General features: G+C 69.9%; 10 protein-coding genes. All 10 read left to right on the top strand.

Annotation, left to right across the window (positions count from 1 at the left end; genetic code table 11):
- Window positions 1-210: 210 nt before the first annotated feature.
- The 10 genes from OG953_RS13335 (at window position 211) to OG953_RS13290 (ending at window position 12,995) form a co-directional block, all read left to right on the top strand.
- Window positions 211-2,370, top strand: a complete 2,160-nt coding sequence (locus OG953_RS13335) for a putative bifunctional diguanylate cyclase/phosphodiesterase (protein WP_405684354.1) — start codon at window positions 211-213, stop codon at window positions 2,368-2,370.
- Window positions 2,371-2,569: 199 nt separating this feature from the next.
- A complete protein-coding gene (gene gatC, locus OG953_RS13330) occupies window positions 2,570-2,866 on the top strand; it encodes an Asp-tRNA(Asn)/Glu-tRNA(Gln) amidotransferase subunit GatC (RefSeq protein WP_015036350.1) in 297 nt (98 codons plus the stop codon).
- Window positions 2,867-2,871: 5 nt separating this feature from the next.
- Window positions 2,872-4,374 carry an Asp-tRNA(Asn)/Glu-tRNA(Gln) amidotransferase subunit GatA gene (gatA, locus tag OG953_RS13325; protein WP_405684353.1) on the top strand — a complete coding sequence of 501 codons (1,503 nt, stop codon included), beginning with the start codon at window positions 2,872-2,874 and terminating at the stop codon, window positions 4,372-4,374.
- Complete coding sequence (locus tag OG953_RS13320; protein ID WP_266357685.1) at window positions 4,371-4,610, top strand: hypothetical protein; 240 nt, start codon at window positions 4,371-4,373, stop codon at window positions 4,608-4,610. The genes gatA and OG953_RS13320 overlap by 4 nt, the downstream gene beginning before the upstream one ends.
- Window positions 4,611-4,625: 15 nt before the next feature.
- Entirely contained in the window at window positions 4,626-6,134 is a 1,509-nt protein-coding gene (gene gatB, locus OG953_RS13315; protein ID WP_383070920.1) for an Asp-tRNA(Asn)/Glu-tRNA(Gln) amidotransferase subunit GatB, read from the top strand.
- A gap of 271 nt (window positions 6,135-6,405) precedes the next feature.
- Window positions 6,406-8,532 carry a phosphocholine-specific phospholipase C gene (locus OG953_RS13310; protein WP_405684352.1) on the top strand — a complete coding sequence of 709 codons (2,127 nt, stop codon included), beginning with the start codon at window positions 6,406-6,408 and terminating at the stop codon, window positions 8,530-8,532.
- Window positions 8,533-8,616: 84 nt separating this feature from the next.
- A complete protein-coding gene (locus OG953_RS13305) occupies window positions 8,617-8,901 on the top strand; it encodes a hypothetical protein (RefSeq protein ID WP_405684350.1) in 285 nt (94 codons plus the stop codon).
- A gap of 522 nt (window positions 8,902-9,423) precedes the next feature.
- Window positions 9,424-11,670, top strand: a complete 2,247-nt coding sequence (locus OG953_RS13300) for an MMPL family transporter (RefSeq protein WP_405684348.1) — start codon at window positions 9,424-9,426, stop codon at window positions 11,668-11,670.
- Window positions 11,670-12,224 (top strand): GNAT family N-acetyltransferase, encoded by a 555-nt coding sequence (locus OG953_RS13295; protein ID WP_405691803.1) that lies wholly within the window; start codon window positions 11,670-11,672, stop codon window positions 12,222-12,224. The genes OG953_RS13300 and OG953_RS13295 overlap by 1 nt, the downstream gene beginning before the upstream one ends.
- 75 nt (window positions 12,225-12,299) lie before the next feature.
- Complete coding sequence (locus OG953_RS13290; protein WP_405684346.1) at window positions 12,300-12,995, top strand: hypothetical protein; 696 nt, start codon at window positions 12,300-12,302, stop codon at window positions 12,993-12,995.
- The last annotated feature ends 162 nt before the right edge of the window (window positions 12,996-13,157 follow it).

The raw sequence follows: 13,157 nt of genomic DNA, 5'->3' as shown, positions 1-13,157 counted from the left end.
GGTTCACCCGATCGGCGCATAGCAGATGCTGACGGACGGTCGGTTCGCATTCGGGCAAGAGCTGTAGAGCGCTGCCCGTAGAAGCCTTCTGCGGCCTACTGTTGAGATGTGCACCTGCCGTGCCCGGCCACGGAGTGGGAAATCGGGTCGTGGTGGCATGGAGCTGAACCATCGGGCGACATCGGCACCGCCGGCTGTGAGAGGGACGGAATGAAACCGACCGAGAGCGCCGCACCGGTGTCGCGGCTGCAAGGTTTCGTCGGCCTCACGCCCAAAGTGGGTGCCGTCGTCGTGGCGATCGCCGTTGTCCAGCTCGCGACCGGTTTCTACCGGACCGTGAGTGAAGGACACGCACTCTTCCCCGACGGCAGGGCCGGCTGGTCCCTCGCCGTCCTCACCGGAATCATCGTCGGTCATCTGGTCGCGCTCGGACACGACCGCTGGTGGGGCGGCACCGGTTCCGGAGCCGCCCTCACCCTTGCCGTGCTGCTCCTCTACGGCTGGGTGCCCGCCGGTCTGGTCAGCCTGGTCGTCGTCGTCCTCGTCGGCGTGGCCCGCAGACACCGCTGGTGGCAAGGGCTGCTGCACGGCGCGGTGGACATCCTGGGGATAGGTGCGGCAGCCCTGGTGCTCGCCGCGTTCGGTGAGGTGCAGACCGTCGAATCGCCCTGGCAGCCACTCGACTGGGGCATCGCCGCCGTTCCGGAAGTCCTCCTGGCCGCCTCCACCTACCTTCTGGTGACCCGGGTCCTGCTGTGGTATGCGCGGGCACCCCAGGGCGGCGGGCTGCCGACCATCGCCCGCACCGCCCTGCTGCGCCAGGGCCTCGTCGCGGTGGCCCTGCTCGGCATCGCACCGCTGATCTGCGTCGTCTCGATGGCCATGCCCGTACTCCTGCCGCTCTTCGCGGTCCCGCTGATCGCCCTGGACTCCACCCTCTGGATCGCCCGCGCCCGGGCCGAGGAGCAACTGCGCGACCCGCTGACCGGGCTGCCCAACCGGCAGTGGCTGCTGGAACGCACCTGGGCGGCGCTGGAGGATGCCGAGTCCACCGGCGCCAGATCCGCTCTCGTCCTGATCGACCTCGACCGTTTCCGTGCGGTCAACGACACCCTCGGTCATCTGGCGGGGGACCGGCTGCTGCTGCAGATAGCGGAACGTCTCAGACTGGCGCTCCCGCGAGGAGCGGAGGCCGCGCGGCTGGGCGGTGACGAATTCGCCGTGCTCCTGCCGACCGCGGACTCCACCACCAGCGCCCAGCGGGTCGCCCGCCATCTGGTCGCCGATCTGTCCTCCCCACTGGACCTGGACGGTCTGACCCTGGTGCTGGAGGCGAGTGCCGGAGTCGCCGTCTATCCGGACCACGCGCTGGACGCCGAAGGGCTGCTCAGGCGTGCGGACGTGGCGATGTACCAGGCCAAGCGCGACCGTACGGGCGTCGAGGTGTACGAATCGAAGCGGGACAGCAACACCCCGGACCGGCTCGGGCTCCTCGGCGATCTCCGGCGTGCGCTGGACGCCGGAGAGGTGGAGCTCCACTACCAGCCGAAGGTCCGCTTCGACGGCCAGGTGGCCGGCCTCGAAGCTCTGGTGCGCTGGGTGCATCCGGAGCGCGGCCGGGTCCCTCCGGACGAGTTCATCGCCATCGCCGAGTCGTCCGGCCTGATGCCGCACCTCACGGAGTACGTCCTGGAGACGGCGCTGGCCCAGGTCGCCCGGTGGCGGGCGCAGGGGCTCTTCGTCCCGGTCGCGGTCAACGTCTCCCCGCGCGACGTCCACACCCCCGGATTCGCGGGCGGCGTCGCGGCACGGCTCGCCCGGCACGGCGTTCCGGCCGGGGCGCTGCAGCTTGAAATAACGGAACACGTGCTGCTGGAGGACCCGCAGCGCGCCGCCGACACCCTCGCCGGACTCACCGGGCACGGCGTGAAGATGTCCCTCGACGACTTCGGTACGGGGTACTCCTCGCTGGTCCATCTGCGCCGACTGCCGGTCAGCGAGCTGAAGATCGACCGGTCGTTCGTGGCCCGTCTGGCCGTCGACAACGAGGACGCGGAGATCGTCCGCTGCACCATCGACCTGGCCCACTCGCTCGGTCTGCTGGTGGTCGCCGAAGGGGTCGAGGACGACGAAACCTGGGAGCGGCTGCGGGATCTGCGCTGCGATGCGGTGCAGGGGTGGCTGGTCGCCGCTGCGATGCCGCCGCAGGAGACGACGGCCTGGCTGCGGGCGCGGGGTGAGCACGGGTGGCGGCGGCCGGCGGAGCTGGCGGCTGCGGCGGCGGCCGCGGCCGCCGCCGCCGGTGCGACGCCCGAGCTGGAGCAGCGGCCGCCCGGGCGGGCGGTCGAGTCGAGGCCCGCGACGACATGAGCGCGGGGGGTGCGGTGTGCGGGCGCCGGCGGAGTCCGGTGGCCGCTCTGCCCCCCTTGCCGGACGGGCTCGAACCGGGCTCGCCGGACGGACTTGAATCTGTCGCCTGACCAGGGTGTTCGCCCGGGTGGCGGGAGTGGCTGCGGGCGACACCATAGGATTGGGCCAAAACCACACACCAACCCCTGAGGATCGCTGCATGCCTGGCATCACGCGCGAGGAGGTCGCCCACCTCGCCCGGCTGGCGCGTCTGGAGCTGAAGGGCGAAGAGCTCGATCACTTCGCCGGTCAGCTCGACGACATCATCGGCGCGGTCGCCCGCGTCTCCGAGGTCGCCGACCAAGACGTACCGCCGACCTCCCACCCGCTGCCGCTGACCAACGTCATGCGCGCGGACGAGGTCCGTCCGTCGCTCACCCCCGAGCAGGCGCTCTCCGGCGCCCCGGCCCAGGAGCAGCAGCGTTTCAAGGTGCCGCAGATCCTGGGGGAGGACTAAAAGCCATGACGGACAACAGCACCATCATCAAGCTCACCGCCGCCGAGATCGCCGCGAAGATCGCGTCCGGCGAGCTCACGGCCGTCGAGGTCACCGAGGCCCACCTGGCCCGGATCGACGCGGTCGACGAGAAGGTCCACGCCTTCCTGCACATCGACCGCGAGGGCGCGCTCGCGCAGGCCCGTGCCGTCGACGCGAAGAAGGCGGCCGGTGAGAAGCTCGGCCCGCTGGCCGGTGTTCCGCTCGCGCTGAAGGACATCTTCACCACCGAGGGCATGCCGACCACTGTCGGCTCCAAGATCCTCGAAGGCTGGATCCCGCCGTACGACGCGACCCTCACCAAGAAGCTGAAGGCCGCCGACGTCGTCATCCTCGGCAAGACCAACATGGACGAGTTCGCCATGGGGTCCTCCACCGAGAACAGCGCCTACGGCCCGACCGGCAACCCGTGGGACCTCACCCGTATCCCGGGCGGCTCCGGCGGTGGCTCCTCGGCCGCGCTCGCGTCGTACGAGGCCCCGCTCGCCATCGGCACGGACACCGGCGGATCCATCCGCCAGCCCGCAGCCGTCACCGGCACCGTCGGTGTCAAGCCCACCTACGGCGGCGTCTCCCGCTACGGCATGGTGGCGTTCTCCAGCTCCCTGGACCAGGGCGGGCCCTGTGCCCGGACCGTCCTGGACGCGGCCCTGCTGCACGAGGTGATCGCCGGGCACGACCCGCTCGACTCGACGTCCATCGACGCCCCGGTCCCGCCGGTCGTCGAGGCTGCGCGCAACGGCAGCGTCGACGGCATGCGCGTCGGTGTCGTCAAGCAGTTCGCCGGTGAGGGCTACCAGGCCGGTGTCGTCCAGCGCTTCAACGAGTCGGTCGAGCTGCTGAAGTCGCTCGGTGCCACGATCGTCGAGCTGGACTGCCCGTCGTTCGACCTGGCGCTGTCGGCGTACTACCTGATCGCGCCGTCCGAGTGCTCCTCCAACCTGGCCCGCTTCGACGCCATGCGTTACGGCCTGCGGGTCGGCGACGACGGCTCGAGGTCCGCCGAGGACGTCACCGCGCTCACCCGTGAGGCCGGCTTCGGCGACGAGGTCAAGCGCCGCGTCATCCTCGGTACGTACGCCCTCAGCTCCGGCTACTACGACGCGTACTACGGCTCGGCACAGAAGGTCCGCACCCTCATCACCCAGGACTTCGAGAAGGCCTTCGAGCAGGTCGACGTGATCGTTTCCCCGACGACGCCCACCACCGCCTTCTCGATCGGCGAGCGCGCCGACGACCCGATGGCGATGTATCTCGCGGACCTGTGCACCATTCCGACCAACCTCGCCGGCAACTCCGCCATGTCGCTGCCCTGCGGCCTGGCTCCGGAGGACGGCCTGCCGGTCGGACTGCAGATCATCGCCCCCGCCATGAAGGACGACCGGCTGTACAAGGTCGGAGCCGCCGTCGAGGCCGCCTTCGTGGAAAAGTGGGGCCACCCGCTGCTGGAGGAGGCTCCGTCGCTGTGAGCGCACTGACCAAGGCCAAGGGCTTCAAGAAGTCCAAGACCGGTACGTACCTGTCCATCGGCACCACCGCTTTCGGGGCGCTCGGCGTCATCAAGCAGGCCAAGAAGGCCCGCTTCGAACACGACACGCTCCGACTGATCGACGCCGTTGTCTCCGCCGCCGCCATCGCCACTGGTGTCGCCCTGCTGCTGCGCGAACTCAAGCGCATCGGCGATGACGACGTACTGCTGGGCTGAGAGGGAAGTTTCACCGTGACTGTCACTGACCTGGTGTCGTACGAGGACGCGCTCGCGTCCTACGACCCCGTCATGGGCCTGGAGGTCCATGTCGAGCTCGGCACCAAGACCAAGATGTTCTGCGGCTGCTCGACCGAGCTCAAGCAGGACGCCAACTCCCAGACCTGCCCGGTCTGTCTCGGCCTGCCCGGCGCACTGCCGGTCGTCAACGAGATCGGCGTCGAGTCCGCCATCAAGATCGGCCTCGCGCTGAACTGCGAGATCGCCGAGTGGTGCCGCTTCGCCCGGAAGAACTACTTCTATCCGGACATGCCGAAGAACTTCCAGACCTCCCAGTACGACGAGCCGATCGCCTACAACGGCTATCTGGACGTCCAACTGGAGGACGGGGAGATCTTCCGGGTGCAGATCGAGCGTGCCCACATGGAGGAGGACACCGGCAAGTCGACCCACGTCGGCGGTGCCACCGGCCGTATCCAGGGCGCGTCCCACTCCCTGCTCGACTACAACCGTGCGGGCATCCCGCTCATCGAGATCGTCACCAAGCCGATCGAGGGCGCGGGCGCACGCGCCCCCGAGGTCGCCAAGGCGTACGTCGCCGAGCTCCGCGAGCTCATCAAGGCGCTCGGTGTCTCGGAGGCCCGGATGGAGATGGGCCAGATGCGCTGCGACGTCAACCTGTCGCTGCGCCCCAACGGCACCGAGACGTTCGGTACACGCTCCGAGACGAAGAACGTGAACTCGCTGCGTTCCGTCGAGCGCGCCGCCCGCTTCGAGATCCAGCGCCACGCCGCGGTGCTGAGCTCGGGCGGCACGATCGTGCAGGAGACCCGGCACTTCCACGAGGAGGACGGCTCGACCACGGCCGGCCGCATCAAGGACAACGCCGAGGACTACCGCTACTTCCCCGAGCCCGACCTGGTGCCGGTCGCCCCGGCCCGCGAGTGGGTCGAGGAGCTCCGGGGCGGCCTCCCCGAGCTGCCGCGGCTGCGCCGCAAGCGGCTGAAGGAGGAGTGGGGTGTCTCCGAGCACGACATGCAGTCCATCCTCAACGCCGGTGCGGTCGACCTGATCGTCGCCACGACCGACGCGGGCGCACCCTCGGACCAGGCCCGCAAGTGGTGGATGGGCGAGCTGGCCCGTAACGCCAACGAGACCGGCCGCGGCCTCGACGAGCTGCCGATCACCCCGGTGCAGGTCGCCAGGGTGGCCGAGCTCGTCACCTCGGGCGACCTCAACGACAAGCTGGCCCGCCAGGTCATCGAGGGCGTCCTCGCGGGCGAGGGCGACCCGGACACCGTCGTCGAGAAGCGCGGCCTGAAGGTCGTCTCCGACGAGGGCGCGCTGGGCACGGCCGTGGACGAGGCGATCGCCGCCAACGCGGCCATCGCGGACAAGATCCGCGGCGGCAAGGTCGCGGCGGCGGGCGCGCTCGTCGGCGCGGTCATGAAGGCCACCCGCGGCCAGGCGGACGCGGCCCGCGTGCGCGAGCTGATCCTGGAGAAGCTCGGCGTCGAGGGCTGATCCGTCCCCTGCGTGGGCGGTCCGTACGTCCCTGAAGGGGCGGTGCACCCGTGAGCCGGGTGCGCCGCCCCTTCATCGGCGACGCCGGCCGTGTCGACGGTCGCGCTGTGGGGTGCGCTGCAGCTGATCGGGGGTGTGACCAGGTGCGGGGCGCGGTTGGACTTTCCCGGCCGACCTGTTGGACGTTCACCACCGAGCCGTACGAAATCCTTCCTGGCGCCACCTGGCTTGATTAGTTTCCCGGCTGTACCACAGGACTCGGGAGGCTCACTTGACCACGGACATTTCACGGCGACGGCTCTTCGCGCTCGGCGGCGGTGCACTCGGCGTCGCAGCTGCGGGGTCGCTGCTTCCGCCGTCGCTGCAGGCCGCGATCGCCGCGCAGCCGGCACATTCGGCGGGGTCCGGTGGCGGTGACGGGCTCGGAGCCATCAAGCATGTGGTGATCCTGATGCAGGAGAACCGTTCCTTCGACCACTACTTCGGGATGCTCCGGGGAGTGCGCGGCTTCGGCGACCGCAACGCCGTCGAACTGCCCTCCGGCAAGCCGGTCTTCGAGCAGCCCGCTCCGCTGGGCACCTCCGTGCTGCCGTTCCCGGTCAGGGACGCCGCCGAGACGCAGAGGAAGGACCTCCAGTACATCGGCGCGCTCGACCACTCCTGGAGCGGTGGCGGGAAGGCGTGGGCCGGGGGCTGGATGAACGGCTGGGTGACCGCGAAGACGGCCGCCACCATGGCGTACTACGACCGTCGCGACATCCCGCTGCACTACGAACTGGCCGACACCTTCACGGTCTGCGACGCCTACCACTCCTCCATCCACACCTCGACCAGCCCCAACCGCAACCATCTGTGGAGCGGGAAGACGGGCAACGAGGCGAACGGCAAGCGGGCCGTCGGGAACGACGCGTACAACGAGGGCACGCACCCCGGGTACGACTGGGGCACGTACGCGGAGCGGCTGGAGAAGGCCGGGCGCAGCTGGCGTACGTACACCGAGTGGGAGAACTTCACCGACAACCAGATCGAGTTCTTCGCCACCTTCAAGGCGATCGCCCGCAAGGCGTTGGCCAAGACCGGCGGCCATACGTACATGGAGTCGTTCTACTCGGCGGTACGGGATGCGGACGCCACGGAGCGGGAGCGGCTGTTCGGTCTGCTCGAAGAGGGTGTCGCCACCCTGGACAAGACCGAACGCAGCCTCTTCGAGCGTGCGTTGCGCCGGGTGGAGACCGGAACGCTGGCCGATGAGTTCGCCAAGGACGTGGCGGCGGGCACGCTGCCCGAGGTCTCCTATCTGGTGCCGTCGGCCGTCGACTCAGAGCACCCGAGCGTCTCCTCGCCGATCCACAGCGCGACGATCGTCTACAAGGTCCTGGACGCGCTGGGCAAGCACCCCGATGTGTGGCGGCACACCGCCGTCCTCATCAACTACGACGAGAACGACGGCTTCTTCGACCACGTGCCGCCGCCGGTCGCGCCGCCCGAGGTGACCGAGGAGCAGTGGGAGGGCAAGCCCACCGGTCTCGGGATTCGGGTGCCGCTGCTCGTCGTGTCGCCGTGGACCGTGGGCGGCTACGTCTGCTCCGAGGTCTTCGACCACACCTCCGTGATCCGCTTCCTGGAGCGCTGGACCGGCGTGAAGGAACCGAATATCAGCGACTGGCGGCGCACCGTCACCGGCGATCTGACCTCGGCGTTCGACTTCAAGCACGCGCGGCGCAGGCCCGAGGTGGAGCAGCCCGGCGCCATCCCGCCGTTCAGCGGACGCTGGGCGCCGAAGCCGCCGCTCGTGCAGCACATGCCCGTACCGGAGCCCGGGGCCCGCCCGGCCCGCGCGCTGCCGTACCAGCCGGACGCCCAGGCGAAGCTGGTGGACGGGGCGGTGCAGGTGGCCCTCAGCAACACGGGGCGCTCGTCCGTGCACTTCGCGCTGTATCCGTACGCGGGGGAGTTCCCCGTACCGCAGCACCGGGATGTAAGGGGCACGGCGCAATGGACGGTGCCCCTTACCGGTGCGGCGTACCGGTTCACGGTGACGGGGCCGAACGGCTTCCGGCGCGAGTTCGCCGGGCCCGCGAAGGACGGCGTCTCGGCCGGGGCCGAGGTCGCCTCGCGGGTCGACGCGCATGAGCGGGATCTGCATCTCACGCTGCGCAACACGGGGCGGACGACGCTCACCTTCACCGTACGGCCGCTGGGGTACGTCGACGAGGCGGACCTGCGGGACTGGACCAGGACCGTCAAGGTCAAGCCGGGACGCAGCCGTACGGTCGTGCACTCGGCGGCCGACGCACACGGCTGGTACGACCTGGCCGTCACCGTCGACGGGGACGATGCCTTCCGGCGTCGGCTGATGGGGCACATCGAGAACGGCCGGGCGAGCGTCTCCGGCTGACGGGCCGCCTGGCAGACCCGTTATTGCGTACGGGAGTTCGGCGCCCACCGGAACCGCCGCGCCGCGGCCGGCGTTTCCTTGATCATGACTGAGCTGATCGAGAAATGGGCCGGAGTCATGGCGGGCGCCGCCCCCGAGGAGGCGGACCCCGCCGTCCTGGAATGCGCCCGCCTGCTCGCCGCCGAACCGGGCGGCGAGCAGACGGTCCTGCTGACCTTCGGTCTGGTGCATCGAACCGCTGAGCCGGCGGCATGTCCCGTTCAAGGACGAGACAGCCTCCGAGGAGGCGGCGCTCTGGGCCGGCCCGGCGGTACGAGCAGCTCGGCCCCGGCGGACCCGCGCTCGACCGGACCGTTCTGCTGCTCCTGATGGGCACGGCGGCCGATTCCCTGGAGCTGTCGTACGGAATCGCCCGCGAGATCCTCGGTATCCTCCGTACCGCTGCCGCCACCCTGCCCGGTGGCGCATGCGCCCACGCGAACGGCCATGCACCCGGCCATGAGCGCACCTCCGACCGCATGGCCCGCATCGCGCACCTCTACGTTCCGGACGCATGCCCCGCCCCAGGCCCGGACTCCGGCCAGGGCTTCGGGAGCGAGGTGCTGACCTGCCCCGTCCATCTGGCGGACATCGTGGCGAAGGGCATCGCGGAGATCGAGGAGCAGTTCGAGGAGAACTGGAGGCGGAGGAGCGACTGGCCGGGTGAGGTGGCCGGAAGTCGTTGTGGCTCCGGAGCCGCGGTAATTCCCGCGGTCATTGTGAGTAAGGCCACGAAAGGGACAAAGGATCACCATCGGCTGCAAGAGTGGCGGTTCTCAGGTCATGTGTTCTTTGCGGGTAATTCATGTTTTGTCCCGGTAAAGATCCACGAACCCTCAGGGAGCATGTCCGTTGGCCGCCATTGCCCGCTGGTGCATCAGGCACCGCCTCATCGCCGTTCTCATCTGGCTCTTCGCCCTCGGCGGCGCAGCCACCGCGGCGGGCTTCGCGGGTTCTGCCTACTCCAACGACTACGAGGCGCCCGGTACGGAGTCCGGCCGGGCCGCCGAGCTCCTCAAGAGCGGCTTCACGGACCTCGGCGGTGACACGGACACCATCGTCTGGCACACCACCGACTCCACCGTGCGAGCCGCAGATGTCCGGCAGACGATGACCCGGACCCTGCACGCGGTCGAGGAACTGCCCGGTGTCGGCGCCGTCACCGGGCCGTACGGGGCGTCCGGCGCCGGGCAGATCAGCGAGGACGGACGCACCGCCTACGCCACGATCACCTTCGACCGGCAGTCCGACGACATTCCGGTGCAGCAGGCCCAGGCGGTCGTCGACACAGCGAAGGCTGCCGCCGGCGACCACCTCCAGGTGGAACTGGGCGGCTCGGCCGTCGCCCTCACCGAAGCGCCGTCCGTCCACTTCAGCGAGGCCATCGGGGTCGTCGTCGCAGCGGTGGTCCTGTTCCTCGCCTTCGGCTCGCTCGCCGCCAGCATGCTGCCCATCGCCACCGCTCTCGTCTCCGTCGGCACGGCGTACGCGGGCATCGTGCTGCTGGGCCATGTGATGACCGTTGCCGACTTCGCCCCCATGCTGGGCATGCTGATAGGGCTCGGCGTCGGCATCGACTACGCGCTGTTCATCGTCACCCGGCATCGCGGAGGACTGCGCAGAGGCATGACCGTCGCCGAGGCGGCGCAGAACGCCGTCGCGACGACCGGGCGGGCCGTCGTCTTCGCCGGAGCCACCGTCTGTACAGCGCTGCTCGGCATGCTGATCCTGCGACTCGGGTTCCTCAACGGTGTGGCGATCGCCGCCTCGCTCACCGTCGTCCTGACCGTGGCCGCCTCCGTGACCCTGCTGCCCGCCCTGCTGTCCTTCATCGGCATGCGGGCGCTGAGCCGGCGAGAGCGCAGAAGGCTCGCCGAGCGCGGGCCGCAGCCCGAACTGCCCACCGGCTTCGCCGCCCGCTGGTCCGCGTTCGTCGAACGCCACCCCAAGCCGCTCGCGGCGTTCGCCACCGTGGTGATGCTGGTCCTCGCGCTGCCCACGTTCTCCCTGCATCTGGGCACCTCCGACCAGGGCAACAACGCCTCCTCGTCGACCACCCGGCAGGCGTACGACCTGCTGGCCGACGGATTCGGGCCCGGCGTCAACGGCCCGCTGACGATCGCCGCACAGCTCGACGGCGCGGACGACCGGCTGGCGATGGATGGCCTGCCGGCCGCTCTGCGGGCCACCGACGGCGTGGCCTCGGTCGGCCCGGTCACGTACAACAACAGCGGCAGTGCGGCCTTCGTCACCGTCGTACCGAAGTCGTCACCGCAGTCGCAGGAGACCAGCGCACTCGTCGACCGGCTGCGTACGGACGTCCTCCCGCGGGCCGAGGCGAACACCTCGCTCCGGGCCTATGTGGGCGGGGTCACGGCCAGCTACGACGACTTCGCCCGGATCATCATCGGCAAGCTCCCGCTCTTCATCGGCGTCGTCATAGGGCTCGGCTGTCTGCTCCTGCTGCTGGCCTTCCGGTCGATCGCCATTCCGCTGAAGGCCGCCGCGATGAATGTGGCCGCCGTCGCCTCCTCGGTCGGAGTCGTAGTCGCGATCTTCCAGTGGGGGTGGGGGAGCGAGCTGCTGGGGCTGGGCAGCTCGGGGCCCATCGAACCGTTCCTGCCGGTCATCATGGTGTCCGTGCTCTTCGGGCTCTCCATGGACTACCAGGTGTTTCTGGTCGGGCGGATGTACGAGGAGTGGCTGGAGACCGGTGACAACCGGCGGGCGGTGCGGGTCGGCCTCGCCGAGACCGGCCGCGTGATCAACTCCGCGGCCGTGATCATGATTTCGGTCTTCCTCGCCTTCGTCCTCAGCGGGGACCGGGTCATCGCCATGTTCGGAATCGCGCTCGCCGCGGCGGTCGCCCTCGATGCCTTCGTTCTCCGTACGCTGCTGGTCCCCGCCCTGATGCATCTGCTGGGCGGAGCGAACTGGTGGCTGCCGCGCCGGCTGGACCGGCGGCTGCCGCGGATCAGCATCGAGCCTCCCGAGTGCCGCGCGCCGCATGGGAAAATCCCACAGGCAGCGCAACCGGTGGAACCGGTGGAAGCTGCGCATTCAGTACAAGCGGTGGAAGCGGTTCGAGAAGGAGCATGATGTTCGCGATATCCCTGGGCGACGACGGAGCGGAACTGCGTCCGCTGGAGATCTGGCAGGCGGCGGAGTTCCTCGCCCATATGGACCGGGCCCGCGAGACCGTCGACCCCTGGATCCCCTTCGCCTCGTTCGCCACCGACCTGGACTCGGCGCGCGCCCTGCTCCGGCGGTACGCGGAGAAGCAGGCGGCCGACACGGGGCGGCTCTACGGCATCTGGCTGGACGGCACGCTCGTCGGCGGTGTCCTGTTCCGGATCTTCGACACGGAATCCGGGAACTGCGAGGTCGGCTGCTGGCTGGAGCGAGCGGGGGAGGGGCATGGCCTGGTCACCCGGGCGGCACGGAAGCTGATCGACTGGGCGGTGTACGAGCGCGGCATGCACCGTGTGGAGTGGGACGCGTCTGCCGCGAACACCCGAAGCATCGCCGTTGCCAAGCGGCTCGGTATGACACGCGACGGGGTGCTGCGCGAGAACTACCTGTACCGCGGCGAGCGGCACGACTCGGAGATCTGGTCCGTACTGGCCCGGGAGTGGCGGGCGCAGAAGGCCTGAGGCCACGGGCAGGGGGGGACCGGCCGACGACGGGCGTTAAGAGGGTTCTCATCTGTCCCGCCTAGCGTGCGGGACATGAATCCCGGAACTCCCAAGAACCCCACCACCCCCACGGGCCCCGCCGCTCCCGCTGTTCTCGACGCCGAGGAGACCGCGGCCGAGGAGAACACTGCCAAGGACGCGGCGTACAGCCTCGACAAGGGGGCGGCCGAAGCCGAGGGAGAGCTCGCGGTGGCCGACGACGCCGGGGCGGGCTCCGCCCCGGACCCCGATCAGGACCTCGATTCGGATGCCGGCCTCAAGGACTCCGATTCCGAGGACTCCGACTTCACGGACCCCGACTCCGACGACTCCGGCAAGGAGTCGTCCGGCCTCGGATCGGCCGCCGCGGCCGTGGCCGCCGCCGGTCTCGGTGTCGTCGCGCTGAGCGGGTCCTGGACCGGCAGGATCGCCGCCGAGCGCGAGACCCTGATCGGGCAGATCAAGACCTCGAGCGGTGGCACCGCGGCCCAGCAGATCTCGGAGATCTACGGCGACGCCTGGCACTCCACCGCGCTGGTCAATGGCCTCTTCGCACTGCTCGCCCTGCTGGTCGGCATCTTCGCCCTGGTCCGCCCGGCCTTCGGCGCACCCTCCCCGCACCCGCAGCCCGGCTGGGTGCGTGCCGTCGCGACCGCCGGCATCGCGCTCGGTGCCCTCGGCTTGGTGATCTCCATCGGCATGTACTTCGACCTCTTCGTCACTCTGCCGACCGTGGGCATCACCGGGTGAGTACGTACCGCCCTACGGCCGTCTAAGGCATCCGCCCGGGCGGCCCCGGCCCGTGTGCGGCAGTGTCCGCACCCGGCTAAGGCCCCCCGCCCCGCGAAGATGCGGAACTCGCCCGATGCGGCGACACCTCCTGGGAGACGACAGTGGGGGCACGGCAGAAGC

Source organism: Streptomyces sp. NBC_00057, from assembly GCF_045041165.1.
Lineage (GTDB): Bacteria > Actinomycetota > Actinomycetes > Streptomycetales > Streptomycetaceae > Streptomyces.
Note: the sequence above shows the minus strand (reverse complement) of the source record. Positions and strands in the feature narration are given on the sequence as shown.